General features: G+C 70.6%; 27 protein-coding genes and 2 pseudogenes. 18 read left to right on the top strand and 11 right to left on the bottom strand.

Annotated features, from left to right (window positions below):
• Positions 1-56: 56 nt before the first annotated feature.
• Both NQU54_RS37480 and mca read right to left on the bottom strand, forming a co-directional pair.
• Positions 57-305 (bottom strand): hypothetical protein, encoded by a 249-nt coding sequence (locus NQU54_RS37480; RefSeq protein ID WP_257634910.1) that lies wholly within the window; start codon positions 303-305, stop codon positions 57-59.
• Between the two features lie 7 nt (positions 306-312).
• On the bottom strand, positions 313-1,185 hold the full coding sequence (gene mca, locus NQU54_RS37475) for a mycothiol conjugate amidase Mca (protein WP_174884624.1): 873 nt from the start codon (positions 1,183-1,185) through the stop codon (positions 313-315).
• A 97-nt stretch (positions 1,186-1,282) separates the two neighbouring features.
• Here mca and NQU54_RS37470 point away from each other — a divergent pair, with 97 nt between their 5' ends.
• Together NQU54_RS37470 and greA are read left to right on the top strand one after the other, a co-directional pair.
• Entirely contained in the window at positions 1,283-1,687 is a 405-nt protein-coding gene (locus NQU54_RS37470) for a DUF4307 domain-containing protein (protein ID WP_069864616.1), read from the top strand.
• A 189-nt stretch (positions 1,688-1,876) separates the two neighbouring features.
• A complete protein-coding gene (gene greA, locus NQU54_RS37465; protein ID WP_069864618.1) occupies positions 1,877-2,374 on the top strand; it encodes a transcription elongation factor GreA in 498 nt (165 codons plus the stop codon).
• A 75-nt stretch (positions 2,375-2,449) separates the two neighbouring features.
• On the opposite strand, the gene NQU54_RS37460 is transcribed toward greA, so the two are convergent.
• The 3 genes from NQU54_RS37460 to ilvA all read right to left on the bottom strand — a co-directional run bounded on the left by NQU54_RS37460 (position 2,450) and on the right by ilvA (position 6,044).
• Positions 2,450-3,313 carry an ABC transporter permease gene (locus tag NQU54_RS37460; protein WP_257634895.1) on the bottom strand — a complete coding sequence of 288 codons (864 nt, stop codon included), beginning with the start codon at positions 3,311-3,313 and terminating at the stop codon, positions 2,450-2,452.
• Complete coding sequence (locus NQU54_RS37455; protein ID WP_257634894.1) at positions 3,313-4,329, bottom strand: ATP-binding cassette domain-containing protein; 1,017 nt, start codon at positions 4,327-4,329, stop codon at positions 3,313-3,315. Before NQU54_RS37455 ends, NQU54_RS37460 begins: the two co-directional genes overlap by 1 nt.
• Before the next feature lie 296 nt (positions 4,330-4,625).
• Positions 4,626-6,044: a threonine ammonia-lyase gene (ilvA, locus tag NQU54_RS37450; RefSeq protein ID WP_372506199.1), complete on the bottom strand. Its 1,419-nt coding sequence runs from the start codon at positions 6,042-6,044 to the stop codon at positions 4,626-4,628.
• Between the two features lie 367 nt (positions 6,045-6,411).
• Here ilvA and NQU54_RS37445 point away from each other — a divergent pair, with 367 nt between their 5' ends.
• From NQU54_RS37445 to NQU54_RS37435, 3 genes are all read left to right on the top strand, one after another.
• Entirely contained in the window at positions 6,412-6,912 is a 501-nt protein-coding gene (locus NQU54_RS37445) for a MarR family winged helix-turn-helix transcriptional regulator (protein WP_173963230.1), read from the top strand.
• Between the two features lie 71 nt (positions 6,913-6,983).
• Positions 6,984-7,598, top strand: coding sequence for a sigma factor-like helix-turn-helix DNA-binding protein (locus tag NQU54_RS37440; protein WP_257634908.1), 615 nt, complete (start codon positions 6,984-6,986; stop codon positions 7,596-7,598).
• A complete protein-coding gene (locus NQU54_RS37435; protein ID WP_257634893.1) occupies positions 7,595-7,849 on the top strand; it encodes a hypothetical protein in 255 nt (84 codons plus the stop codon). The genes NQU54_RS37440 and NQU54_RS37435 overlap by 4 nt, the downstream gene beginning before the upstream one ends.
• A 304-nt stretch (positions 7,850-8,153) precedes the next feature.
• Here NQU54_RS37435 and NQU54_RS37430 read toward each other — a convergent pair whose 3' ends face one another.
• Entirely contained in the window at positions 8,154-9,317 is a 1,164-nt protein-coding gene (locus NQU54_RS37430; protein WP_099014736.1) for a cystathionine gamma-synthase, read from the bottom strand.
• Positions 9,318-9,460: 143 nt separating this feature from the next.
• Between NQU54_RS37430 and NQU54_RS37425 the strand changes: the two genes are divergently transcribed.
• Together NQU54_RS37425 and msrA are read left to right on the top strand one after the other, a co-directional pair.
• Complete coding sequence (locus tag NQU54_RS37425; RefSeq protein ID WP_257634892.1) at positions 9,461-10,558, top strand: hypothetical protein; 1,098 nt, start codon at positions 9,461-9,463, stop codon at positions 10,556-10,558.
• Between the two features lie 138 nt (positions 10,559-10,696).
• The gene (gene msrA / locus NQU54_RS37420) at positions 10,697-11,356 is read left to right on the top strand and encodes a peptide-methionine (S)-S-oxide reductase MsrA (RefSeq protein ID WP_257634891.1); all 660 of its coding nucleotides are present in this window, start codon (positions 10,697-10,699) and stop codon (positions 11,354-11,356) included.
• A 62-nt stretch (positions 11,357-11,418) separates the two neighbouring features.
• On the opposite strand, the pseudogene NQU54_RS37415 reads toward msrA, so the two are convergent.
• The 4 genes and pseudogenes from NQU54_RS37415 to NQU54_RS37400 form a co-directional block, all read right to left on the bottom strand.
• Positions 11,419-12,000, bottom strand: a pseudogene (locus NQU54_RS37415) (DinB family protein); the annotation flags it as partial.
• A 517-nt stretch (positions 12,001-12,517) separates the two neighbouring features.
• Positions 12,518-13,057, bottom strand: coding sequence for a DUF2231 domain-containing protein (locus NQU54_RS37410; protein WP_257634890.1), 540 nt, complete (start codon positions 13,055-13,057; stop codon positions 12,518-12,520).
• A gap of 261 nt (positions 13,058-13,318) precedes the next feature.
• Positions 13,319-13,837, bottom strand: a complete 519-nt coding sequence (locus NQU54_RS37405) for an NUDIX domain-containing protein (RefSeq protein ID WP_257634889.1) — start codon at positions 13,835-13,837, stop codon at positions 13,319-13,321.
• Positions 13,834-15,075, bottom strand: coding sequence for an NsdA family TPR-like regulatory protein (locus tag NQU54_RS37400; RefSeq protein WP_257634888.1), 1,242 nt, complete (start codon positions 15,073-15,075; stop codon positions 13,834-13,836). Before NQU54_RS37400 ends, NQU54_RS37405 begins: the two co-directional genes overlap by 4 nt.
• 561 nt (positions 15,076-15,636) lie before the next feature.
• Between NQU54_RS37400 and NQU54_RS37395 the strand changes: the two genes are divergently transcribed.
• From NQU54_RS37395 to NQU54_RS37365, 7 genes are all read left to right on the top strand, one after another.
• The gene (locus NQU54_RS37395) at positions 15,637-15,972 is read left to right on the top strand and encodes a hypothetical protein (protein WP_257634887.1); all 336 of its coding nucleotides are present in this window, start codon (positions 15,637-15,639) and stop codon (positions 15,970-15,972) included.
• Between the two features lie 526 nt (positions 15,973-16,498).
• Positions 16,499-18,052, top strand: a complete 1,554-nt coding sequence (locus NQU54_RS37390) for a membrane-associated oxidoreductase (RefSeq protein ID WP_257634886.1) — start codon at positions 16,499-16,501, stop codon at positions 18,050-18,052.
• 69 nt (positions 18,053-18,121) lie between these two features.
• A complete protein-coding gene (locus NQU54_RS37385; RefSeq protein ID WP_257634885.1) occupies positions 18,122-18,871 on the top strand; it encodes a vWA domain-containing protein in 750 nt (249 codons plus the stop codon).
• 233 nt (positions 18,872-19,104) lie between these two features.
• Complete coding sequence (locus NQU54_RS37380; protein ID WP_257634907.1) at positions 19,105-19,458, top strand: hypothetical protein; 354 nt, start codon at positions 19,105-19,107, stop codon at positions 19,456-19,458.
• Between the two features lie 65 nt (positions 19,459-19,523).
• A complete protein-coding gene (locus NQU54_RS37375) occupies positions 19,524-19,727 on the top strand; it encodes a hypothetical protein (RefSeq protein ID WP_306279452.1) in 204 nt (67 codons plus the stop codon).
• 80 nt (positions 19,728-19,807) lie between these two features.
• Entirely contained in the window at positions 19,808-20,152 is a 345-nt protein-coding gene (locus NQU54_RS37370) for a hypothetical protein (protein ID WP_257634883.1), read from the top strand.
• Positions 20,153-20,600: 448 nt separating this feature from the next.
• Positions 20,601-21,194: a hypothetical protein gene (locus tag NQU54_RS37365; protein WP_257634882.1), complete on the top strand. Its 594-nt coding sequence runs from the start codon at positions 20,601-20,603 to the stop codon at positions 21,192-21,194.
• 117 nt (positions 21,195-21,311) lie between these two features.
• On the opposite strand, the gene NQU54_RS37360 is transcribed toward NQU54_RS37365, so the two are convergent.
• A complete protein-coding gene (locus NQU54_RS37360) occupies positions 21,312-22,034 on the bottom strand; it encodes a FadR/GntR family transcriptional regulator (protein WP_257634881.1) in 723 nt (240 codons plus the stop codon).
• A gap of 326 nt (positions 22,035-22,360) precedes the next feature.
• On the opposite strand from NQU54_RS37360, the gene NQU54_RS37355 reads away from it, so the two are divergent.
• The 4 genes and pseudogenes from NQU54_RS37355 (at position 22,361) to NQU54_RS37340 (ending at position 25,978) form a co-directional block, all read left to right on the top strand.
• On the top strand, positions 22,361-24,031 hold the full coding sequence (locus NQU54_RS37355; RefSeq protein ID WP_257634880.1) for an ABC transporter substrate-binding protein: 1,671 nt from the start codon (positions 22,361-22,363) through the stop codon (positions 24,029-24,031).
• Positions 24,031-24,531 (top strand): annotated as a pseudogene (locus tag NQU54_RS49495) (ABC transporter permease); the annotation flags it as partial. The gene NQU54_RS37355 and the pseudogene NQU54_RS49495, both read left to right, overlap by 1 nt.
• Positions 24,414-24,932, top strand: a complete 519-nt coding sequence (locus NQU54_RS37345; RefSeq protein ID WP_308408529.1) for an oligopeptide/dipeptide ABC transporter ATP-binding protein — start codon at positions 24,414-24,416, stop codon at positions 24,930-24,932. The pseudogene NQU54_RS49495 and the gene NQU54_RS37345, both read left to right, overlap by 118 nt.
• The gene (locus tag NQU54_RS37340; RefSeq protein ID WP_257634879.1) at positions 24,929-25,978 is read left to right on the top strand and encodes an ABC transporter ATP-binding protein; all 1,050 of its coding nucleotides are present in this window, start codon (positions 24,929-24,931) and stop codon (positions 25,976-25,978) included. Before NQU54_RS37345 ends, NQU54_RS37340 begins: the two co-directional genes overlap by 4 nt.
• Positions 25,979-26,067 lie beyond the last annotated feature (89 nt).

Here is a 26,067-nt window from a genome sequence, read left to right as displayed (position 1 = left end):
AGTGCGCCGAGACGCCGTCGGGGTCCCGCTCGTGCTGCGGGGCACGCGGTCAGGGCTCAGGCCGTGCGCTCCTCGCTCTTGGTGCCTTCGGCGGAAGCCGCCGCCGGAGCTTTGCCCGGCTCCGGCGCCTCCTCGAAGTTCACCCGCTTCATGTGCTTGTTCATGGACTTCATCAGCAGCCACACCGCCGCGCCGATCACGGCGAAGACGATGAAACCGAGGACGCCCGGGGTCACCTTGTTCTCGTCCAGGTCCTTGGCGAGCGGGACGAGATGAGTCATGGCGAGGGTGCTGGTGGGGCTCATCATGGGCTCAATTGTTGCGGATGCCCGCGAAGAGGTCGTCCTCGGGGAGGGAGGTGTCCACGAGCGACTTGGCGAGCTCGTACTCCTCGGTGGGCCAGATCTCCTTCTGGATGTCCATCGGCACCCGGAACCAGCCGCCGTCGGGGTCGATCTGCGTACGGTGCGCGATCAGCGCCTTGTCGCGGATCTCGAAGAAGTCGGCGCAGGGCACATAGGTGGTCAGCGTGCGCTCGGGCCGGTCGAACGTCTTCCAGCGCTCCAGCCACTCCCCGTACGGCGAGTCCATCCCGCGGGCCAGCAGCGCCTCGTGCAGCGCGACGGTGCGCGCCCGGTTGAAGCCCTGGTTGTAGTAGACCTTCTGCGGCTGCCAGGGCTCCCCCGCCTCCGGGTACTTCCCGGGGTCACCAGCCGCCTCGAAGGCCACCATCGTGATCTTGTGGGTCATGATGTGGTCGGGGTGCGGATAACCGCCGTTCTCGTCATAGGTGGTGATCACCTGCGGCTTGAACGAGCGGATCAGCCTCACCAGCGGCTCCGCGGCCGCCTCGACGTCCTGGAGCGCGAAGCAGCCCTCGGGCAGTGGCGGCAGCGGATCGCCCTCGGGCAGTCCGGAGTCCACGAAGCCCAGCCACTCCTGCTTGACGCCGAGGATCTGGCGCGCCTCGTCCATCTCCTTGGCGCGGACCTCGTGGATGTGCTCCTCGATGTAGGGATCACCCTGGAGCTTGGGGTTCAGGATGGAGCCGCGCTCCCCGCCTGTGCAGGTGGCGACCAGCACGTCCACCCCCTCGGACACGTACTTGGCCATGGTGGCCGCGCCCTTGCTCGACTCGTCATCGGGATGCGCGTGCACGGCCATCAAACGCAGCTGCTCAGTCAAGTTCGATCCTCAGTGATTCGTCGTGGGAGACGGCTTCTATAGTGACCTAAACCGGGGACGAATAATTCCGATCTCTCCCCCAGCAGGAGGAACGCCCATGGCCGCGGTGCGCGAGGGTCTGCCCGACGGGCGTTACGGCCGGTCCGCGGACGCGCGTGCGGACCGTACGCTGAAGATCGTCGGCGCGGTGCTCGGTGCCGGGCTGCTGGCCCTGATCTCGTGGTTCGGGTACGACTACATCACCGGTCAGGACGTCAGCGGCCGGTTGACCGGTTTCAAGGTGGTCGCCGACGACGCCGTCGATGTGCGGCTGGAGGTCACCAAGGACAAGGGCGCCACCGGTGTCTGCACGGTGCGCACCCTGGACCAGTACCACGCCGAGGTGGGCCGGAAGGACTTCACCTTCGACCAGCGCCAGGACGACCTGGTCAAGGTGGTGACGGTGCGCACCACGGCCCGGGCGACCAGCGCCGAGCTGATCGGCTGCGAACCTGTTCGATAATCGAACTGGACGTGTCGGAGCAACGGACCCGATCTGACCAGCGCTGACGGGTTTCCTACGCATTACGCCCAGTTCCCTCCTCCCCGTTTCTTGCCGGAATTGTTAGGCTCGTGGTTTCGCCCGGCTTCGAAGGCGCACCCTTCTGAGTAGGGCGTTCATTTGTATTCCCAGCACCGACGAGGAGCACCTGTGACCCAGACCAGCGAGAACGTCACCTGGCTGACCCAGGAGGCGTACGACCAGCTCAAGGCCGAGCTGGAGTACCTGTCGGGTCCCGCACGTGTCGAGATCGCGAAGAAGATCGAGGCTGCCCGGGAGGAGGGTGACCTCCGGGAGAACGGGGGTTACCACGCCGCCAAGGAAGAGCAGGGCAAGCAGGAGCTCCGCGTCCGCCAGCTGACGCAGCTCCTCCAGCACGCGAAGGTCGGCGAGGCCCCCGCGGACACCGGCGTGGTCGCCCCCGGCATGGTCGTCACCATCGCCTTCGACGGCGACCCGGACGACACCCTGACCTTCCTGCTCGCCTCTCGTGAGTACGCGAGCGCGGGCGTCGAGACCTACTCGCCGCAGTCCCCGCTGGGCTCGGGTGTGAACGGCAAGAAGGTGGGCCAGGACGCGGAGTACGAGCTGCCCAACGGCCGTACCGCCTCGGTGCGGATCCTCGAGGCCAAGCCGTACCAGGGCTGAGCCGAACGCCTGGTGGGGAGCCCCGGCCGGACGGCCGGGGCTCCCCCTCGATCTCCGTGCTCCCGGAAGGGCCGCTCAGGCGGTCGCCGAGCGGTACTTGCGCACCGCCAGCGTCCGGAAGACCAGGATGATCAGCAGCGACCAGAGGATCGACGCCAGCGCCGGATGCCGCATCGGCCAGGCGTCCGAGACCACGCCCTCCGGATTGCCGAACAGCTGCCGGGACGCCTGCACCGTCGCGCTGAAGGGGTTCCAGTCGGCGATATGGCCCAGCGCGGCGGGCATCTTGCTGGACGGCACGAAGGCGTTCGAGATGAACGTCAGCGGGAACAGCCAGATCAGCCCGCCCGAGGTGGCCGCCTCCGGCGTCCGCACCGAGAGACCGATCAGCGCGCCGATCCACGAGAAGGCGTAGCCGAGCAGAAGCAGCAGCCCGAACGCGGCCAGCGCCTTCGGCACACCGTCATGGATCCGCCAGCCCACGATGACCGCGACGATCGCCAGCACCACCAGCGTCAGCGCCGTCTGGACGAGATCCGCGAGCGTACGGCCGGTGAGCACCGCACCGCGCGCCATCGGCAGCGAGCGGAAGCGGTCGATCAGCCCCTTGTGCATATCGTCGGCGATCCCCGCGCCCGCGCCCGCCGTGGCGAAGGTCACGGTCTGCGCGAAGATCCCGGCCATCAGGAACTCGCGATACACCGTGGCATCCGCGCCGGACTGCCCCGGAACCATGATCGCGCCGCCGAACACATAGCTGAACAGCACCACGAACATGATCGGCTGCACCAGGCCGAACACCACCATCTCCGGAATGCGCATCATCCGGATCAGATTGCGCTTGGCGACCACCAGCGAATCCCGGACGGACCGCAGCGGTCCGCCGCGCGGCCGGGGCGCCGCGGCGACGGCGGCACCGGTCTCCTCGACAACCGCCATCACTCGCCTCCCCCGCCCTCGGCCCCGCCGCCACCCCGGAGTCCGTCCTCGGTCCCGCCGCCACCCCGGAGTCCGTCCTCGGTCCCACGGCCGGTGAGCGAGATGAACACATCGTCCAGGGTCGGTCTGCGCAGCCCGATGTCGTCGATCTCGACACCGCGGCTGTCCAGTTCGCGGATCACCTCGGCGAGCAGCTTGGCGCCGCCCACGACCGGGACGGTGACCTTACGGGTGTGCTCCTGCACGGTCGTCTCGCCCTTGCCCAGGACCCGCAGCACCTCATCGGCGGCCGCGATGTGCTCGCGCTCATGCACCACGACCTCCACGCGCTCCCCGCCCGTACGGGCCTTGAGCTGGTCGGAGGTGCCGCGGGCGATGACCCGGCCGCGGTCGATCACGCAGATGTCATGCGCCAGATGGTCCGCCTCCTCCAGATACTGCGTGGTCAGCAGCAGCGTCGTACCGCCGGCCACCAGCTCCTGGATGACCTCCCACAGCGCCTGCCGGTTGCGCGGGTCCAGACCGGTGGTCGGCTCGTCCATGAACATCACAGGCGGCCTGACCACCAGCGCCGCGGCGAGGTCCAGCCTCCGCCGCATTCCGCCGGAGTACGTCTTGGCGGTGCGGTCGGCCGCCTCGGCGAGGCTGAACCGCTCCAGCAGCTCACTCGCGCGGGCCCTGGCCGCCCGCGCTCCCATCTGGTAGAGCTGGCCGACCATCCGGAGGTTCTCACGGCCGGTCAAGTACTCGTCCACGGCGGCGAATTGGCCGGACAGCCCGATGGAACGACGGACCTCGTCGGGGTTCTTCAGTACGTCCACACCCGCGACCACCGCCCTCCCGCTGTCCGGGCGCAGCAGCGTGGTGAGCACGCGCACCGCTGTGGTCTTGCCGGCGCCATTGGGGCCGAGCAGTCCTAGAACGGTTCCTTCCGGTACGTCGAGATCGACGCCGTCCAGAGCCCTTACGTCGCCGAAGGTCTTCACCAGACCCTCGGCGTGAATAGCGCCTGGCATGTTGGCACTCCCCGGGGTTGGGTCGGTTCCACTCAATCAAGGCATAAGTCCGCCCAAATAGGCAGCGCACGGCAGCAACTGGACGGCAAAGGTATCGGGGACGCGATACATCGCGATATATGTGAACCAAAGAAAGGGTGGCCTGCCGTCGATTCCTGGGCACACGTCGGCCCCCGAGCGGCCGTCGGCCCCGGGTGGGCATGGCGTCAGCTACGAGCGCCGAGCGCTGAGCCCCGAGCGCCAAGCGCCGAGGTGCGGGCCCCTCCCGTCGTCAGCCCGTTACGCGGGCCACCACGTCAGACCATCACGTCGGCCATCACCGTGTATCCAGCCCCGCGCAGCGCCTCCCGTACGTCCTCGCAGTGGTCCGTCCCCTTCGTCTCCAGGTGCAGCTCCACCTCGGCCTCGCTCAGCCCGAGCCGCGGATTGGTGCGTACATGGCTGACGTCGAGCACATTGGCGTCCAGCGTCGACAGCACGCCCAGCAGCGTGGCCAGCGCCCCCGGTCGGTCGGTGAGCCGCAGCCGCAGCGACAGATAGCGCCCCGCCGCGGCCATGCCGTGCCGCAGGATGCGCTGCATCAGCAGCGGATCGACGTTGCCGCCCGAGAGCACCGCGACCACCGGCCCCTCGAAGGACTTCGGATCCGACAGCAGCGCCGCCACCGGGCTCGCGCCCGCCGGCTCCACCACCAGCTTCGCCCGCTCCAGGCACAGCAGCAACGCGCTGGACAGCTCGTCCTCGGTGACCGTACGGACCTCGTCGACGAGTTCCTCGATGATCCGGAACGGCACCTCGCCCGGCCGCCCCACCTTGATGCCGTCCGCCATCGTCACGGGCGCGTCGATCGTGACCGGCCGCCCGGCCGCCAGCGACGGCGGATACGCCGCGGCACCCTCCGCCTGCACCCCCACCACCCGCACATCCGGCCGCAGCGCCTTCACCGCCACCGCGATCCCGGCGGCCAGCCCGCCCCCGCCGATGCCCACCACCACGGTGCGCACCTCGGGGCACTGCTCCAGGATCTCCAGCCCCACCGTGCCCTGCCCGGCGATGATGTCCGGGTGGTCGAAGGGGTGGATGAAGACCGCGCCCGTGCGCTCGGCGTACTCCTGCGCCGCCCGCATCGTCTCGTCCACGATCTGACCGCACAGCCGCACCTCGGCGCCGTAGTCCCGGGTGGCCGCGATCTTCGGCAGCGGTGCGCCCTCGGGCATGAAGACCGTCGAACGCACCCCCAGCAGCGAGGCCGCGAGGGCGACGCCCTGGGCGTGGTTCCCGGCGCTGGCCGCGACCACCCCGGCCGCCCGCTCCTCGGGGCTGAGCCCCGCGATCCGCACATAGCCGCCGCGCAGCTTGAACGACCCGGTGCGCTGGAGGTTCTCGCATTTGAAGTGGACCGGAGAGCCGACCAGACCGGACAGATAGCGGCTGCCCTCCAGGGCGGTGAGCCGGGAGATCCCCGAGAGCGTCTTCTGCGCGCTGCGGACATCGTCGAGAGTGACCGTCCGCGCTCCCTCGGAGGCGGAATCCTCCAGGGCGGAACCCTTCGGGGCGGGAGCAACGGGGCCGGAACCCTCCGAAGCGGAATCGGAAACGGAGCCTTCGGAGACCGCGCCCCCGGCAGCGGAAGCAGGGGCAGGGGAGGAGGTGAGGTGCGAGGCCGGGCCGGATCCGGAGCCGGGCCCGTCCTCGTCGCCGAGTCGTGCAGCCATGGTCCCCAGTCTGGCAGCTCACCCCTGGTAGGCCGCCGCGGGCCGCCGCGGGCCGAGCCGACGCGGTGCCGGTGCCGGTGCCGGTGCCGGTGCACGAGCGAGGGCCGGCCGGGGCCCGGGCGAGGCCCGGGTGGGTTCCGGACGTGGTCGGGTCGGTTCCGGACGTGGTCCGAGTCGGTTCCGGGCGTGGTCGGGTGGGTTCCGGGCGTGGAGCCCACCGGCCCGGCTATGGCAACAGGAAACGACTCAGAACGGCAGGTTGTGGCTCGGGGCCCGTCAGGTTTTTACAGCCCCCGTACGGGCGGGGCCCCAGCCGCGTACTCTGTGCCACATCCCACAGACCACCGCATGAAGTGAGCCCTAGGCCATGCCCACCCAATCGGACATGACGACTCAACTCGACACCGGCGTACTGGACACGCTCCAGCATCAGGTCGCCGTCTTCGCCCGCCGTGCGGAACAGACCCGGCTCGGCGGCGTCGGCCAGGCCCGCAACTCCATGGACCGAGCCGCGTATCTGCTGCTCAACCGGCTCGACCAAGAAGGCCCGATGGGGGTCAAAGCGCTTGCGGGGAGCATGGGCATCGACTCGTCCACCGTGACCCGCCAGGTCGCCCCGCTGGTCGACTCCGGCATGGTCAAGCGGACCTCGCACCCCGAGGACGGCCGTGCGGTCGTGCTCCAGCTCTCCCCGCGCGGCAAGGCCCGCCTGGAGGAGGTGCGCTCCTCACGGCGCGACCTGATGGCCCGCGTGACTGGGGACTGGACAGCGGAGGAGCGTGACATCTTCTGCGATCTGCTGACCCGTTTCAACGTCGCACTCTCCGCCGCGCACGCCACGGTGCCCCAGGCGGCGCCCGCCACCTGACCCCGTTGCAGACCTCTTGACCACTCGCCTGTGCCTGCCGTGTCCTAAAGGAACGGGAGGCGGAGGGCGTGGTGCGAGATCGGCGGGCAGCACGGGATGGCCGCCGGGCCCGGGAGTTCGAGGCATTCGTCGCGGGCGCGGGTGGCCGTTTGCTGCATGCCGCCGCACTGCTCACGGGGGAGCCGACGGGGGACACCGAAGCCGCCGAGCGCCTGCTGACCGCCGCGCTCGCGCGCACGTACGCCCGCTGGGACCGGCTGCGCGGCGAGGATCCGTACGACCACACCCGCCGGACGCTGGCCGCCCTCTTCGCCCACCGGGGCCACCGCTACCGGCACCCGCGCGGCGGCACCCTGGCCCGGCTCACCCCGCAGGAGCGGCTGGTGCTGGTGCTGCGGCTGTACGAGGGGGTCGCGGAGGAGCAGACGGCGGCGGCACTCGGGCTCCCGGCCGAGCGGGTCCGGGCGATCTGCACCCGCGCGGTCACGGCGATGCGGAGCGCCGCACCCCGGCGCGGCGCCACCGGAACGCCACCGTCCGCCGGAACGCCACCGTCCGCCGGAACGTCCCCATCCGCTGGAACGCCTTCGTCCACCGGTCGCCCGGCGGCCACCGGCGCGGCCGGAACCGGAGCCGCGGCCGGAACCGGATCAGGAGCCGAAGCCGGAGCCGGGGTCGCACCATGAGCTTCCCGGACCGCAAGGAGACCGAGGTCCGCCGGATGCTGGAGGGCCCGCATCCGGCGCTGCCGCCGGATCTGGCGGGCCGGGCGGCCGAGCGGGGGCGGCGGATGCTCCGCCGCCACCAGGTGGTGCGCACCGTCGGCTGGCTGCTGCTGCTCGCCGCGGTCGTCGCCTTCGCCGTCTGGGCGGCGATCGTCGAACCGTGGACCGCACCGCCGCCCACCGACACCACCCCTCCCCTCGAAGGATGGTGACGCCCCTCAAAACCCCGGACCGGACCGGCGATCCGGGCGCCAGCCCGGAGCCTGACCCACGGCGTCAACCCAGAACCTGGCCCAGAGCGGCACGAGCCCAACGCCCAACCCAAGGCACCAGCCCAGAGCCTGCCCCAGCGCCGCACGAGCCCAACGCCCAACCCAAGGCACCAGCCCAGAGCCTGCCCCAGCGCCGCACGAGCCCAACGCCCAACCCAAGGCACCAGCCCAGAGCCTGCCCCAGCGCCGCACGAGCCCAACGCCCAACCCAAGGCACCAGCCCAGAGCCTGCCCCAGCGCCGCGTCAGCCCAGCGCCTGGCCCAGATCCATCAGCAGATCGTCGACCGACTCGATGCCGACCGACAGCCGTACGAGATCGGCCGGCACCTCGAGCGCCGAGCCCGCCGCCGAGGCGTGCGTCATCCGCCCCGGGTGCTCGATCAGCGACTCGACGCCGCCGAGGGACTCCCCGAGCGTGAACAGCCGCGCCCGGTCGCACACCTCGACCGCCGCCTCCTCACCGCCCGCGACCTGGAAGGACACCATGCCGCCGAAGGCCCGCATCTGCTTGGCCGCGATCTCGTGCCCCGCGTGCTCCGGCAGCCCCGGGTAGTAGACCTGGGTCACCTTGGGGTGGGCGATGAGCATCTCCGCGATCCGCGTGGCGTTGGCACTGTGCCGGTCCATGCGCACGGCGAGGGTCTTGATGCCGCGCATCACCAGCCAGGCGTCGAAGGGCCCGGCGATGGCGCCCATCGCGTTCTGGTGGAAGGCGAGTTCGTCCCCGAGGCCGGTGTCGGAGACGATCAGCGCACCGCCGACGACGTCCGAGTGCCCGCCCATGTACTTGGTGGTGGAGTGCACCACGACGTCCGCGCCGAGCGCGAGCGGCTGCTGGAGGTAGGGGCTGGCGAAGGTGTTGTCCACCACCAGCCGGGCCCCCGCGGTGCGGGCGATGTCGGCGACGGCGGCGATGTCGGTGATGCCGAGCAGCGGGTTGCTCGGGGTCTCGACCCAGATCACCTTCGTACGGGGGCGGAGCGCGGCCCGTACCGCCGCCGGGTCGGAGGTGTCGGCGACCGACCACTCCACCCCCCAGCGCTCCACGACCTTGGCGAACAGGCGGAACGTACCGCCGTAGGCGTCGTCCGGGATGACGACGTGGTCGCCCGGCACCAGAAGCGTGCGCAGCAGGCAGTCCTCGGCGGCGAGGCCGGAGGCGAAGGCGAGGCCGCGGCGGCCGCCCTCCAGCGCCGCCAGGTTCTCCTCAAGCGCGGTGCGGGTGGGGTTGGCGGAACGGCTGTACTCATAGCCGCCCCGCAGACCGCCGACACCGTCCTGCTTATAGGTGGAGACCTGGTAGATCGGGGGGACGACGGCGCCGGTGAGGGAGTCCGCCTCCTGGCCCGCGTGGATCGCGAGCGTCTCGAAACTCTGAGGATGCCCCTGGGGGTGCTGGTGGCTCATGGGGCCGAGCGTAACGCCCGGCACGGCCCTGCTGGATTCACCGACCGCCGGGGCGCATGGGAACGACCGCCGGGGCGCATAGGCTGGACCACAAGCCGTTCTGGACCACAAGCCGTTACGGGACTTCCACACGGGGACACCTCATGGAGCTTCTGATCTTCCTCATCGCCATCGTCATGATCGGCGGGCTGATCGTCGTACCGGCCCTGCGGCGGTTGCGCGGAGGCCGCGGGGCCGTACAGGGCGCGATGCGCGCCTCGGATCCGCAGGAGTACGGCTTCGTACCGCGCGAACGGCTGGACGTACGGCTGCCCGGACCGGACCGGCAGCTGATCGACACGCTGGAGGAAGTCCAGGCCCGGCAGGACTGGCAGCCGGCCGCCCGTCTGCTCGCGCTCACCGAGGCCACCTCGGAGCTGCGCTGGCAGCGGGTGCAGACGCTGGCCGGGGCGGCGGCATTCGAGCTCGCCCAGGCGCCCGGCCAGGGCGGAATGTGGCTGCGCACCTGGCGGGTGGCGGCCCCGGAGGACCCGGGCGCGGCGGCGGTACAGGCGGAGTTCCTGGTCCGGCAGGCGCTGCTCGACCCATCCTCGCAGGACTTCCGGATGATCCTGGAGGAGGCCCGGGACGTCTGCCACGAGGCGGCCCGGCTGGCCCCGAAGGACCCGGTGCCGCACATCATCGAGCTCGGCGTGGCCCGCGGTATGGCCTACCGGCAGGCCGACTTCGAGGAGCTGTGGACCAAGGTCACCCAGCTCGCCCCGCACCATATGGGCGCCCACCTGGCCGCCCTCCACTACTGGTGCGAGAAGTGGCACGGCTCCCAGGACCTCGCCGACGCCTTCACCCACGCGGCCGCCGCCTCCGCCCCCGAGAAGAGCCTGCTGCCCGCCCTGCCCCTCTTCGGCGTCTTCGAGCACCTGCCGGAGGCCAATCTCGTGCGCACCCTCTACCGCAGCGAGGTGATCACGAAGGCCGTCGAGGGCGCCCTCTACGCCGTTCGCCAGGCCCCCGCCGACCACCCGGTACTGCCGCACGTCCGCCACCTGCTGGTCTTCTTCCTGGTCCGGTCGGAGCGGTACGCGGAGGCGCTGGAGCAGCTGCGCCATGTGGACGGCCATGTGGGCGCGGTCCCGTGGTCGTACGGAGTGGATCCGGCGGCCGAGTACACGGTCTACCGGGCGCTCGCGGTGGCGGGCTGGGAGGGCGGCGGCGGCACCCCGGCGACGCTGCCGCGCTGAACGCCTGCCGCGCTGAACGGCCCCCGCGCCGGCGGGGCCGGAATTCCCTCCGCCCCGTATCCGTTGTCGTGATAGCGCCGCGCACCCGTATACGACGAATGCCGCAGCCGCCGTACCCGTTACGCGAGGAGCCCGAAAATGCTGTTCAGCCGCCACAGGACCCACCTCCCCACCCCCGAGGAGGCGCTGAAGGGCCGCCCCGAACCGGGTTTCGCCGTCCCCGACCGCCACACGGTCCTCGGCAACCCCCTGACCGGCCCGTACCCGGAGGGCCTGGTCGTCGCCGACTTCGGCCTGGGCTGCTTCTGGGGCGCGGAGCGGAAGTTCTGGCAGGCCCCGGGCGTGTGGACCACGCTCGTCGGCTACCAGGGCGGCCACACCGAGAACCCCACCTACGAAGAGGTGTGCAGCGGCCTCACCGGCCACACCGAGGCCGTCCGCGTCGTCTTCGACCCGGCCGTCACCTCCTACGCCGCCCTCCTGAAGCTCTTCTGGGAGTCCCACGACCCCACCCAGGGCTTCCGCCAGGGCAACGACGTCGGCACCCAGTACCGCTCGGCGATCTACACCCACTCCCCCGAGCAGCAGTCCGAGGCCGAGTCCTCCCGCGCCGCCTACCAGTCCGTCCTGACCGGCTCCGGCTACGGCGAGATCACCACCGAAATCCTCCCCGCCGGCCCCTTCTACGCGGCCGAGGCATACCACCAGCAGTACCTGGACAAAAACCCAGCCGGCTACTGCGGCATCGGCGGCACGGGCGTCTCCTGCCCGATCGGGGTGGCCAAGGCGGAGGGCTGAGAACTCGCGAACGGCCCTTCCGCATGCTGGAGGCGCTGCATCTGTTCGGCGCGGCCCCCGCCCGCCTTGATCGGTGCGGCCGTCCTGGCGGCCTGCTCGATCTTCGCGCAGTAGGCCGCACGGGCTTCCTCGTCGATCCGCTTCTCGTGTTCGGCGCGCAACCCGGTCCGGCCGTCGAGGCCCTCGCGCAGGATATCGGCGTGCCCGGCATGCCGGATGGTCTCGCTGAGGACATGGAGCATGACGGCGAACAGGTTCGTGTTGGGAGAAGGCTCCGACCACCATGGCACGTGGCCGGGGGCGTCGAGGGGAAGCTCGTTGATCGTCGCGTCCGAGTGCTCCCACGTGCGCCGGTAGAACCCGATGATCTGATCGCGGGTCTCGTCCTCGGCCGCCCACTGATCGCTGCCGTCGGAGTCCTGCCACCGGCACAGTGGTTCCGGAGAAGGGCGGTCGAAGACCTCGCCGAAGTACCTGGCCTCCACGGTGGCCACATGTTTGACCAGGCCGAGGAGGTTGGTCCCGGTCGCTGTCAAAGGTCGGCGGGCGTCGTATTCGGACAAGCCGTCGAGTTTCCAGAGCAGCGCCTTGCGGTCCCGCCGCAGTCTCCCGTGCAAGTTGTCTTTCGCGAATTCATCGATCATGCGGAATGAGCCTGCCATGGGCTGCTCGTGGTCTCAAGATCCGGTACGTGGTCCGCAACGACCGGCAGAGCCGAGGCCAGGCCATGGCCGCCGCCCTGACCTGCTACAAGTAACTCGCGGAACTTGGGGCGCGGTGGAGCGTCGCGCCGACGGCTTGGCGCAAGAGCGGACGACAATCGGCGAACCGAATGTGCGCCATTGAGCGGGCCCGCCCGCGAGCTTCGCTTTCACCTGGGCGACGGGGCGGTACGCCTTCCTACTGGCTCGCACCGGGCCGCCGTATCGAGTTCTTGACTGTCTTCCGCAAAACTCGGATGCGCGAAGATCGACAGGTCCAGCGGCTCTGAGTCCAGAAGGAATGCGAGGGATCGCACGCCGCCGCAGTCCAGCTATCACGTCTCATTCGTGCCGCACGCCGCTTGACGCCCTCGCCTACCAGCCCTGGCCGACAACACGGATGCGACTGCGCGACGCCTTCATCGACCGGGCTACAGCGAGGGCGACCGGCCGACGCGGGTCAGTCGTTGTCGCCATGGCCGCCGCCATCGGCGGTCTTGGAGAAGCCGTCGTGCCAGGCGGCCTTCGCTCCGGAGTCGCCGATCCGGTACACGTCCACGACGGCGCCCGCGGCCACCACGACGGAGAGCACCACCGCAGCGACACGGACCACCAGCGCGGACCGGGGCATGCCCGCCCGGGTCCGCTCCCCGGGGGCCGCCTCCACCGACGCCGACCTGCGGGTCGTCCACCACACCGCCGTCGCCAGCACGAACAGACCCGCGGCCCAGGGAAGCAACCCATCGCCCAGTTCAGCGTGCCTGCGCACCAAGGCGTCGCTGTCGACGTGCCCCTCCAGCCACTCACCGGCGTTCGTCGCCACGGGCACGCTCGCCAGCGTCACAAGGGCCAGCAGCGGAAGCGCAATCCCCATCCGCCGGGCGGCACTCGGCCATATCGCGCCGACCACCACCGCCAGGGCGCTCAGCGGAACGAGCACGATGACGAAGTGCACGACCAGGACATGTACGGGCAGGCCGTTCACAACGGTGACGCTCATCAGGTTTTCCTCCAGAAGTGACCATGAGAAGTCGGCGCGCGCACGGGCGCCCCGTGTGCCGGCCTGTGCGGCGCGCCAGACTGCCACGCGAAGTTCTGAACTTCCTCTGAATCCGCTCACTCCCGGCAGCCCGCGCCGGACCCGAGAAGCTGCCCGATCCGCCACCGGAACGGCACACACCCCTTCGAGGGACCGCATGGCAACACACGCCCGCGGCACGGGCGTCAGTTGCCGTATGACACCCCTCAGCGGCGATCGAGGCTATGGAACGGAGCGTTCACCGTTCTCCAGGTACACGGGCCGCTGCTCGGCCAGGGCTCGGAGCGCATGGGCGGCCCGTTGGCGGGTGCGGGGCGGGAGCATGGTCAGGGCCTCGTCCGATGGGGAGAACTCGCAGGCCGAGAGCTCGTGATCGTGCGGGTACAAGCCGCTGATCTGGCCAGGTGAGAGGGTTCCGCCATCGAAGATGAACGCGAGTTGGTCGTCCCAGGGGCCATGAGGTGCGACCCAGTCGACGCACAGGAGTCCTCGTAGAGCGACGGCAAGGCCCAGCTCTTCGCTCAGTTCGCGTCGCGCCGCGTCCTCGGGTGACTCGTTCGCTTCGGCCATCCCGCCGGGCAGATCCCACGCCTCCTTGTACGTCGGCTTGACCACCAGCAGGCGCCCGGCGGCATCGCGCAGGAGAACGTCGGCCGATACACGTTTGCGTGCCTGCTTGGCGTTGCCCTCCGCCAGGTAGGCGTCCCATTCGGCTGTGCCCGGCCGGGGGTGGGTGGTCATATGACGGCACCTCCCGCGGCGATGGGCGTGGCGATCCCGGCCAGGAGGAGTGCCCGTTGCCGCCTCGTCTCGGCCAGGCAGTCCAGGAAGTCCCGCACGATCGGTTCGGCGCGGTAGCGAGCCAAGGCGTGTCCCAAAAGGTCGAGTTGCTGAGTGATGCGCAACGATCCGAGCGTCACACACTCACCGAGGAGCGCACGCCCGACCTCACACGCGGCCTCCGGCTCGCCGCGTCGCGTACGGATCAGTGCCAAGGTGATCTGGCTGAACACCCGGCTCCTCGCACGGTCGCCGGAGCGGAGGGCGATCGCTTCTTCGGCCGCTTCCACAGCAGCGGGCAAGTCGCCCGCGTCCTGCAAGGACAGCGCCGTCTCACTCGCCAATGCGGGCATGTCGAAGGAGCTGACCCATGGAGATGACGGGATATCCGACATCTTGGCGATCTCCTTCTGCGCCACAGTCAGTGCGCGGCGGGCCGTTTCGCCTTCCCCGAGCTGGGCGAGCGCTCGCGCCTCCATGGCATGGAGTCTCGCGATCAGCGTAGGGACGCGGGACCCACCGGTTACGTGGTCGCGTCCCGCCCTCGCCATGGATACGGCCTTGTCCAGGTGCCCCATCTGTAAGGCGAGATGACTCATGCTGGCCATGATGTTCGCACCCAGGGCCTGATCCTCTCCGGCCTTCGCCAGCGAAAGAGCCTTGGTGAAGTGGTCGCCGGCCCGCCGGTTTTGCCCGGTGTCATGAGCCATCCATCCGGCCATTTCCGTGAGCGCGGCGGCCGCCTGGAACGTCCGAGCGGAGTCACGGCCGGTCTCGCCGCCGAAGACCCGTGGCCCCAGCGTGTGGTGGAGGTAGTGGAGGACGGAGGCGTACAGATGGCCACCGCCCAGTTGCCGATCCGCCGCCCGAAAGGATTCCACCGCCGCCACGTCAGGGTTTGCTTTCGAGCACGGCATGGGCTGGCTGCGCCCTTCCCGAGCGGCCACAACACGCCGTACTGCGCGGCCCTCCCAAGGACGGGGAGCCAGCCGCATCAACCCACCAGGGACACGCAGCCCATCTGCGATCTGCTCCATCTTCTCCACGCTCGTCACCCGACCTTCGCCGCGTGCCAGCTTGCCGACGCGCTCAGGCTTCATGTCACAGGCATCGGCGATCCGCATGTAGCTGATGCCAGACCATTTGCGAGCGAGCGCGAAGAAAGCGCCGAAGTCGTGCCGCATCAGCGCCGCGCGCACGTCCTCGCGAGCGAACAGTCGTTCCGGGAGGACGTTGGGTGCGACGGACCCGGCCAAAGAGGCACCCCCAGTGTTGCGATCTTACTGAGCGTTGATCATCCCGCACCGAGTGTACCCGGCGCGGGATGCAGGTGACCGCTCCGACGACCCGGCGCTCGCCGTCTTCCAGCTCAGCCACTCGGAGACGCGCGCCGCGGAGGCTACCCACGATGGGGATAGCCACCGGCGGGAAGCCACCGTCGTTCCTCCGCAGCACAGTTGGCAGACACAAGAGACCCTCGCGACCGATGCGAGCGGCCCGGGGGCGTGATCAACGCCGCATAGGAGCGTCAACGTGCCAGACCATATCCCTCGATTCGTGCGCCGGCTGTGGCGACTACTGGCGCCCGGCGCCGGTCGTCATCGCGCCGATGAGACATGCGCTTCGGTGCCCTGTGCGAACGCACCGACCCTGCGACTTCCGCGTGTACATCAGGGGTCGGATCGGCGGCGGGAACGACGCAGGAAGGACGTGTCTCGCGTGGAGCTGTTGTGCGCGCCGCACGGGATGGTGATGGTCAGGTGAGTGCGCAACCGCGCTTGCTGCCATGGCCCGGCCCTGCCGGGAAGCCGTGCTACCTGGTGTCGGATACGGACGGTGCGGGGTACCTGTCGCGGCTGGCCGACGACATGGAAGCCGTTCAGCTCCAGATGGGCTCCGAACTCATCGGCCACGCCCGCCTACTGCTCCACGACCGGAAGGCGGCTGCCCAAGAGCTCCGCTACCTCTCGAACCGCCTGATCGAAGCGCTGCAAGACGCGCTCCGGATCGCCGAGAGTCGCGGCGGGCGTCTTCCTGGACCGGGCGAGTGCGAGAGCGACGGACCGGCTCAGACGGGTAAGGGGCCGAGTGAGTAGGGCGTCAGATGGCTGGCGGGTCGGTCCCGCACCGGGGTGCGGTCTACATCCTGGCAAAGACGGTCTGCTTGAGCTGCCGCTTCAAGTCCTCCGGCCGGGTCGCGCATCCCTGGCATCGATCACGAACCCCGGTGCCGATGGCACCGGGGCCCTCGTCGCTCTCCCGCTCGACACGACCCGGTCATAGAGGCTCGTCGGCGTGGAGACGGCTGGAGTGCGACTGTGTGCCGCTTCATACTTCAAGATCGTAATCCTGAGCGCCGCGCCCGGCAGTGCGGATGAGGCCAGGTTGAAGCACCTGATGGCGGCCGGAGCCACGGCCCTGAGCGGCGTCCGGGCGAGCCCCCGCCGGTAGTACGTCCCGTGCGGCCGTCCACGCCTGGGCTCGATGAGTTGGGCCTCCTCCGCGCCACGCGCTCCCCCGTCGCCGTGGCGACGGCCGATGCGGGCGCGCGGCCATGGACAGCGTGGACCGCCGTCGCGGAAGATCTGGCTCTACGACCTCCCGACCCCCGGAGGACCCCGGATGCGCCCTGATGACCTCACCGGCCCGGAACTCCGGCTCTGGGAGGCGTTCGCCGCGGGGGACGAAGTCGACCTGCGTCCGGGCGACACGGACGGCGGCGCTGACGGCGGCGCTGACGGCGAAACGGACGGCGGCGCTGACGGCGGCGCTGACGGCGAAACGGACGGCGGCGCTGACGGCGGGCCCGTGATGAACGGCCGCGGTTGGGGCCCGGAGCGGCAGGTGCGGGCCTCGGTGATCCGCTCGTTGCTGCTGGGCGCCGCCGACTCCGTCAGCGGTGAAACGCCCATGGTCCACCTGGTGGGCGCCCGGGTCTTGGGAAAGCTGCGCCTGGTCTTCGCCGAGGTGTGCTGTGTGCTGTGGCTGGAGAAGTGCTGGTTCGAGGAGGCGCCCCAGCTGTACGGGGCCAAACTGCGGGTGACCAGCTTCGGCGGCTCGTACTTACCGGGGCTCGGGATGGGCGCCACGACGGTCGACGGGAACCTCGACCTCATGAACTGCCGTGTCCAGGGCGGGGTCAGCGTGCACGACGCCCGTATCAGCGGGAGTCTGCTCCTCCAGGGCGCGCACCTCTCCCATGCCGACGGTGTGGCGCTGAACGCGACCCGTGTCGAGACGAAGGGCATCGTCGGAACCGAGGGGTTCCGCGCCGACGGGGAGTTGCGGCTGTTCCAGGCGCGCCTCGGTGAAGGGCTGCACCTGCGCGGGGCCACGCTGCGTCATCCTGGCGGTGAGGCCCTCTCCGCCACGGGCATCCAGGTCCCCACGGACATCGACTGCGGCGAGGGGTTCCGCGCGGCCGGAGCCATAACGCTGACCAGCGCCACCGTCGGCGGGACGGTCAGCTTCGACACGGCGTCCCTCACCCCCACCCGGGGAAACGCCCTCTCCTGCGCTCATCTCCAGGCCGGAGAGCTGCTTCTGCGACCGGCGCCGGCCTCGGGAGGTGTGGATCTGCGGCATGCCGCCATCGGTGTGCTCCGGCTCCATGACGACCCTCATGAGCAGCCGCCTCTGCGACTCGACGGGCTGGTCTACCGTTCGCTGGAACCGCACCACCCCGTCGACCACCACCTCGAGCTGCTGAGCCGTGATCCCGACGGGTACCGGCCCCAGCCGTACCAGCAACTCGCCACCGTCCATCAGTCCATCGGCCAGGACCGGGACGCCCGGACCGTGCTTCTGACCCGCCAGCGTCGCCGCCGTACGACCCTCCCCTGGTACGCCCGTGCCTGGGGGTATGTGCAGGATGCCACCGTCGGATACGGCTATCTGCCGGAACGTGCCGCGGTGTGGCTGCTGGCCCTGCTCGCCACGGGCGCCACCGTCTTCGGCCTGTACCGGCCCCACCCGCTGGGCGGTACGCCCCATCCGGTGTTCCATCCCGTCATGTACAGCCTGGACCTGCTCCTCCCCGTGGTCGACTTCGGCCAGGAGCGGGCGTTCCAGCCGATGGGGCCGCCCCAGTGGGTCGCCTGGCTCCTGATCGGCGCCGGGTGGCTGCTGGCCACGGCCCTCGCCGCGGGCGTCACCCGGGTGCTCTCCCGCCAGTAGCCAGAGGTTCATCGGAGGCATCCGCCAAGACCATGACGAGATGCATCGGCTGGGAGAGAATCACCGGCTATGGCCATCGATTACCGTAAGCGCCCCAAGGCACCCGCTCCCGCGATCAGTCTGGAAAAGGTCGCCGCCCAGGCTCCCGAGCTGGTCAGCCTCTACAAGACCGCTGCGGTCTCCCTGGCCAAACACAATGCCGGTGGGCAGCGGGCCGCGGTGTATCTGGTCCTGGACCGCTCCGGAAGCATGCGCAGGTACTACCGGAACGGCTCCGTGCAGCACTTGGCGGAGCAGACGCTCGCCCTCGCGGCGAACCTCGATGACGACGGGGTCGTGCCGGTCGTCTTCTTCTCCACGGGTATCGACGGCACCGCCGAGATCGGCCTCGATGCCTACCGGGACCGGATCAACCCCCTGCACGACTCGATGGGGCACATGGGCCGCACCGACTACCACGTCGCCATGCAGGCCGTCATCGACCACTACCAGTCGTCCGGGGCCGACGACCCGGCGTTCGTCGTCTTCCAGACCGATGGCTCCCCCACGTCCAAGGCCGCGGCTGAGCATGTGCTGTGCACGGCCGCGAGCCTGCCCATCTTCTGGCAGTTCGTAGGGTTCGGCGACGACGAGTTCCGCTTTCTGCACCGGCTCGACGACCTGCCGGTCCCGGACCGGCGCATCGTCGACAACGCCGGATTCTTCGCCGCCGGACCGACCCCGAAGGCCCTCTCCGACGCCGCCCTCTACGACCAGCTGCTCCAAGAGTTCCCACAGTGGCTCACCGCCGCCCGCTCCGCCGGGATCCTGAAAGACTGAGAGGTCATCCGCGGACCCTTGGTGTTGACCATCCGGGGACGCCGCCTGCCGGGGATGGTCACATCCGCGGTGGTCCCCGGCCTCGCGGCACCGTCCGATGCCCTCAGCGGCAACGGTTTCTCGCGCCCCCGGCCCGGCGAAGGCCGGGCCGCCTCACTCATTCGGGCGATGTGATCGATCCTGGACTCGATACGCTGCTCCCAGGGATCAGAATCTCGCCCATGGGAGCACCAATGACCACCTCCGGCGACGGGCAGCCACTCATCCCTCAGCCTCCTGCCACCGTCACGGCCCTCCGCCAAGCCGTCGCGCAGATCACCCCTGCCGCCCTGCCCGCCTTCACACGGGAACTGGATCTGGCCGCCGATCAGTCCCGTCAGGCTTCCGATCTTGCCCCCCTCCAGCGGTTCATCGCCCAGTGGGCTGTCCACGTCCACATCCAGCGGCAGCCGAATCTCGCGAAAGAGTTCCGCCGCTGGGAGGATGCCGCCGAGACCGGTGACGCGGCACAGGGCCGGCGCGCCGCTTCCGCCATCGGCCGGATCCTGGACGACGCGCATGCCGCGCTCGGCCTCGCGCCGCGGTGAGCTCCGACTGGCGCTGGGAGTACGACCCCGATCACGCTCACGTAACAGGCGGCATCCCCGCTCACGTGGTGGCCGAAGTGGAGCGTCTCGCAGGACAGTTGGTCGACCTGGCCGGAATGGGGGTCGATATCGGCACCGTAGGCAATGGCCCCCGGCCGGGCGGTCTGCGTCGCATGGACGCGGCAGGGGGATGGTTCTTCTTTCTGGTGACGCCGCGAGACAAACTGATCGTGGTCGTCCGCATCATGCCGCCGTTCCGAAGCGTCTAGGCGGACGTCCCCATCGAGCGGTGGCGCGCCGGTCGGTACGATCAGTACAGAACGGGAATTCGTCCCACGGGGAGCAGGTCATGGCTGAGTCGACCGTGTCCAGGTCCGTTTCCGCGGCCGGGTCCGCGGCCGGTCGGAGTGATTCGCCTGGTGTCGCGCTCGGTCCCATCGCGCTTGTTCTCGGTCTCTTCTCCGCCGTAGGCGCATGGGTGCCCGCGTTCGTGCTCGTCAGCCTTCCGTGGACGGTCATCGCCGGAGGGCTCGCCGTCGCGCTGGCGGCCATGGTCCGGTACATGCGCATAGGGGTATTGCCCTTCGTGCGATCAGTGCCGATCGGGCCGGTGGAAAAACGCGGTTTCAGTCACCGGGTACCGGCCATCGGCGAATTGGTGTTTCCGATCGCCCCGGTAGACCGTGATTCCTGATGAGCGGTTGCGCCGAGATTTCCCTAGTTTCCGGCAACCACAGGTCATCGCCTTGATCGAACGTAGTTTCACATAGAAAACGACCAACTCGGCAACCCCGTCTTTTGAGGTGCTTAACTCTTTGTTCACCGAGTGGCCGACGCCACCGGCGCGCTCGGCGCCGGGCCGGTGAGATGGCCAACGCCCGCCCGGAGGCGATGAGGGAGGTCGCCGAAGTCATCGTGTTTCTCGCCTCGGGCGCGGCCCGTTTCGGCATCGGGGAGAACATCGGCGGCAGCGGAGCCGGGATCGGGGCAGGGGAACGCGCCGGGGCACGGCGGAAACTGATCCGGATTCCAGTTCACATTTCCTGGAGAACATTGCCTGAACCCATGGAAATGCATCAGACCCGCCTGTCAAGATCTTCCCTCATGCCTTCCCCGTTCACTCAGGAATATCAGGGATTCTCGTGCGGAAAATAAATGCGGCCGCCACCGTGGCCGTCGCGGTGCTGGCTCTGGCGCTGACCGGCTGCGGCAAGGACGACGACAAGGGCGACCAGTCGTCCGGCACCTCCGACAGGACCGCGGCCGCCAAGCAGGCCGACGACGCGGAACGCGGCACCCCGTCCGCCACCCCCACCAGTGCGAGCCCCGGCCCGAGCCGTACGAAGCCCGCCGAGAAGAGCCCCGGTGCGAGCCCGAGCAGCCCCCGGGCCACCCGCACCGCCGACGGCACCACCCCGGCCCCCCGCCGCACGGCCCCCAGGACGCAGGCCCCCGCGCCGACCCGCGCGGGCGCCCCGGCCAGCGTTCAGGGCACGTGGTACTCCGAGGTGCGTGACCCGAACGGCAACGCGCTCGTCATGACCGTGACCGGCGGTTCCCTGACCGTGGGGTACCAGGGCAAGTCCTGCCCCGGGACCATCAGCGCCGGCATGGCCGTCACCATGACCTGCCAGGGCGAGACGATCTCCGGCGGCCAGGCCGTGGTCAGCGACGGCGGACAGCGCCTCACCGTCAACTGGCCCCAGGGCAAGCCCGACCGCTACGTCCGCCCGTAGGCCGACCGGCACGTCCGCCCCTGACCGGACCGCTACGTCCGCCCCTGGGCCAATCGCCACGTCCGCCCCTGGGCCCGCCCCGTACGTCCGCCCCGAGCCCCGCCCGGACGGCCGGGCTCAACCCTCCCCGCCCCGCGCCTCCGTACGCCGCCGCTGCTCCTCGATCCGGTGCAGCACCGAGTCCAGATGTGCCTCGGAGGCCGCGCGGGCCGCCTCCGGGTCGCGGGCCTCGATCGCCCGCAGGATGGCCTGGTGCTCCTCGATCGTGGCGCGGCGGCGGGCGGCGGACAGCGAGGTCTTGCGCCGCCCCGGCTCGCCGATCTCGTAGACCCGGTCCAGCAGCCGCAGCAGCAGCGGGTTGCGGGTGTACTGGGCGATGGCCCGGTGGAAGGTGCGGTCCAGCTCGGTGAACTCCTGGCGCGTGGGCTCCCGTCGCATCGCGTCCAGCAGGGCGTGCAGTTGGACGATGTCGGAGGGGGTGGCGCGCCGGGCGGCCCGCGCGGTCACCGAGGGCTCGATGCACGCGCGCACCTCCATGACCTGAAGCAGTTCCGCCGTGGCGTCGAGCCCCGAGGCCAGGATGTCGCCGCGCGGTGTGGCCCCCGGGTCGAGCACGACGGTGCCGGAGCCGGGGCGCCGGGCGACCAGTCCGCGTGCGGCGAGGGCGCGCAGCGCCTCTCGGACCGAGCCCCGGGAGACGCCGAGGCTCTCCGCGAGCTCCCGCTCCGGCGGGACGCGGGAACCGGGTGCCAGCTCTCCGCTCAGGATCAGCCGCTCCAGGCCGACGGCCAGGGCGTCCGGCCTCGACAGGGTGGAGTGCCGCAGTTGCCGCCAGTCCATCTCCTGGCTTTCCTCCGCCTTCTTCAGCTTTCCCGGGCCTTTCCCAGACTTTCCCGAGCTTCCCGGGCTTTCCTGTGGCCTTTTCCGTTCCCGCCGGTGGTCCAGAGTCTCATATCCGCCGAGCGGCTCCCCCGCCGTACTCCCGGCCGCCGGCGCGACCGGATTTAACCAGGTGGTGACGGGCGGGCAACCAGAGCCGCGGGCTCCTCCCACTAGCGGCTGCCGACATCAAGTTGGTCCGACCAGTGGACCAATCGCTGTCCCCTGCGCCATCCTGGCCGCACCGCAGCGCGCGCACCACGTCCCCAGCAGTGAGGCATCCCGCCATGCGCCAAAGAACGAGCGGACCCAGCGACCGGCCCCCACCACCCACCCGCCACCGACCGCGCGCCGCGGCCCTCGCCGCCCGGGGGCTGTGCGTGCTGATCGCCGGTGCCACCGCCGGCTGCGCCTCCCTGGCCTCCCCCGCGGCCGAGGTGGGCGCCGACCGGATGACCGACCCCCGGGCCGTCCGCGACGGCGGAACGCTCTCCATCGCCCTCAAATCGGACCCGGACAAGCTGGACCCCACCCTGGCCAGCACCGCCGTGGGCCGGACGGTGTTCGCCGCGATGTGCGAGAAGCTCTACGACGTCGACGCCCGGAACCGGTTCGTACCGCAGCTCGCCGCCGCCCCGCCCACGACGAGCGACGGGGGCCGCACCGTGACCATCAGGCTGCGGCACGGCGTCCGGTTCGCCGACGGCACCCGGATGGACGCGAAGGCGGTCAAGACCTCCCTCGACCGGCACCGCACGCTGACCGGATCCGTCCGCGCGAGCGAGCTGAAGCCCGTCACGGCCGTGGAGGCGGTCGGCGACGACACGGTGCGGCTGCGGCTGAAGAAGCCGTACGTCCCGCTGCTCGCGCTGCTCGCCGACCGCGCGGGCATGGTGATGTCCCCGACGGCGCTGAAGCGCTACGGCAACGGCTTCGCGAGCCACCCCACCTGCGTCGGCCCGTTCCGCTACGCCGAGCGTGTGGTGGGCGACCGCATCGTGCTGGACAAGGACCCGAACTACTACGACGCCGACGCCGTCCATCTGCGGCGCGTGATCTACCGCACCATCACCGACGGCAACGTACGGCTGGCGAATCTCCAGTCCGGTGACATCCAGGTGGGCGACCAGATGGACCCGGTGCAGGTGGGCAGGGCGCTCACCGAACCCGGGCTCCAGCTGTTCAACTCCCCCTCGCTGGGCTACTACGGACTGACCCTCAACATCGGCAACACCAAGGGCGCCGGGGCGCCGCCGGGCCGGATCGACACCCCGATCGCGCGGGAGGTGCGGGTGCGCGAGGCGTTCGACCTGTCCCTGGACCGCGACCTCATCAACACCATCGTCTTCCAGGACCGCTACCGGCCCACCTGCGGTCCGCTCCCCTCCGGCACCCCGTACGCCACCGGGGCCCACTGCCCGGCCCGCGATCCGGCCAGGGCCAGGCGGCTGCTCAAGGCCGCCAAGGTGGCCACCCCGGTCCGGGTGCGGCTCCAGATCAGCACCACTCCGGAGGACAACCGGCTGGGCCAGGTCATCCAGGCCATGGCCAAGGAGGCGGGGTTCGCGGTGAGCCTGGCGCCGACCGAGTTCGCCACCGGCCTGGAGCACTCCCGCGCGGGCGACTTCCAGGCCGCGACCACCAACTGGTCCGGACGGCTGGACCCGGCGGGCAACATCGACGTGTTCGCCGGCACCGGCGGCGCCCAGAACTACGGCGGCCTCTCCGACCCCGCCATCGACCGGCTGATCGCCGAGGGCGGCGCCACCGCGGACAAGGCCGCCCGCAAGAAGATCTACGCAGAGCTCGTCGAGCGCGTCCGCGCCCAGCACACCGTGCTCTATCTGATCCAGCCCACGAACTACGTGTCCGTGACGAAGAAGGTCGCCGGGCTGAAGGTCTTCGGCGACGGGCTGATCCGGGTGAAGGACGCCGGGTACGCGAAGGGAGGGAGCTGATGTCGTATCCGATCCGCCGTCTCGGCGAATCGCTGATCACCCTCTTCCTGGTCAGCGTCGTGGTCTTCGCCGGCGTACGGGCCCTGCCCGGCGACACCGCCACCGCACTGGCCGGGGAGGAGCCCACCCCCGAGGCGATCGCCCAGATCCGTGAGAGCTACGGGCTCGACGACAACATCGTGGTGCAGTACGTGCGCTATGTGCGGCACGCCGCCACCGGCGACCTCGGCGTCTCCTCCCGCACCGGGCTGCCCGTCCTCGACTCGGTCCTGGAGGCGCTGCCCGTCACCCTCGAACTGTCCGCGCTGGCCCTGCTGCTCGCGGTCGTGGTCGGCGTGGGCGCCGGGGTGGTGGCGGCGGTCCGGCGCGGCAGGCCCGAGGAGTGGCTGGTCAACGCGGTGGCGCTGCTGGGGCTCTCGGTGCCCGCCTTCTGGCTCGGCATCGTGCTCGTCCTCGCCTTCGCCATCGCCGTCCCGGTCTTCGCCGCCTCCGGTTTCGTGCGCCGACCCACGGGCTGCTCGGCGCGGTGCCGGTGCCCGGCCGGCGGCGGGCGGAGGGCGAGCGGGGGCGGCTCCGGGAGATCCCCGGACTGGTGCCGAGCCTCACCGAACAGCCCGACCGCTGCACCTTCCAGCCCCGCTGCTCCTACGCCGACGAACGGTGCGGCGCGCAGCGGCCCGCGCTGGGGCCGTTGCGGGAACGGCCGTTGCGGGAACGGCCGTTGCGGGAGCGGGGCGAACGTGCCGAGCAGGGTGAACCGGGTGCGCGAGGCGAGCCGCGTGGACGGGGTGAAGGGCACGAGCGGGGTGCAGGGCACGAGCGGCACGAGGCCGCATGCTGGTATCCGGTGCCGGTCCACCCCCGACAACCCGAACGTCCCGGACAGGAGGCCCGCTCATGACCGCCGCCATCGCGCCCCCGGAGGCGTCCCGGGATGACACCGTGCTCGACATCAGCGGCCTGGTCCGCCACTTCACCGGGCCCGCCGGCACCGTCAGGGCGGTCGACGGGGTCAGCCTCAGCATCGGCCGCGGCGAGATCGTCGGCCTGGTCGGGGAGTCCGGCAGCGGCAAGTCCACGGTGGGGCGGTGCGCCGTACGGCTGGACCGGCCGACCGCGGGCAGTGTGACGATCAACGGCCGCGATGTGACCCGTCTTTCGAAGCGGGCGCTGCGTCCGCTGCGCAAGGACTTCCACCTGGTCTTCCAGGACCCGTCCTCCTCGCTCGACCCCCGGATGACCGTGGGCGCCATCGTCGCCCAGCCGCTGCGGCTGCACCGCCTGGCGTCCGGCGACGCGCTGCGCGACCGGGTGGCCACGCTGCTGGCCCAGGTGGGGCTGCGGCCCGAACTGGCGCGGCGGCGGCCCCATGAACTCTCCGGCGGGCAGCGGCAGCGGGTCTCGATCGCCCGCGCGCTGTCGGTCGATCCCCAACTGCTGGTGGCCGACGAACCGACGTCGGCGCTGGACGTCTCCGTCCAGGCGTCCGTGCTCAATCTGCTGGTGGACCTCCAGCGGGAGCGGCACTTCGGCTGTCTGTTCATCACCCATGACCTGGCCGCCGTCGAATACCTCGCCGACCGGATCGCCGTGATGTATCTGGGACAGCTGGTGGAGCAGGCCCCGGCCGCCGAGCTGTTCGCCGACCCCAAGCATCCGTACACCCAGGCGCTGCTGTCCGCGGCCCCGGTGCCGAACCCGGCCGCGCAGCGGTCGCGCGCCAGGATCGTGCTCAGCGGGGAGCTGCCCAGCCCGCTGGATCCGCCCGGGGGCTGCCGCTTCCACACCCGCTGTCCGCTCGCCGTCGACCGCTGTCGCACGGAGCCGCCCGCGCTGCGGCGGCTTGCGGAGGGCGGCGGGCGGCAGGTGTCCTGCCATCTGGTGGCGGACGACGGCACCGCGCCGGACGCCGCGGCGCCCTGCCCCGTGACGATCAATCGGCCCTGAGGCTCCCTCGGCCTTCCTTGAGGGCGCCCTCCCGAGACGCTCCTTGAGGCCGCCCTCCCGAGACACCCGCCCGCACCCGCCCGCACCCC

The organism is Streptomyces malaysiensis subsp. samsunensis (assembly GCF_024519315.1).
GTDB lineage: Bacteria > Actinomycetota > Actinomycetes > Streptomycetales > Streptomycetaceae > Streptomyces > Streptomyces malaysiensis.
Note: the sequence above shows the minus strand (reverse complement) of the source record. Positions and strands in the feature narration are given on the sequence as shown.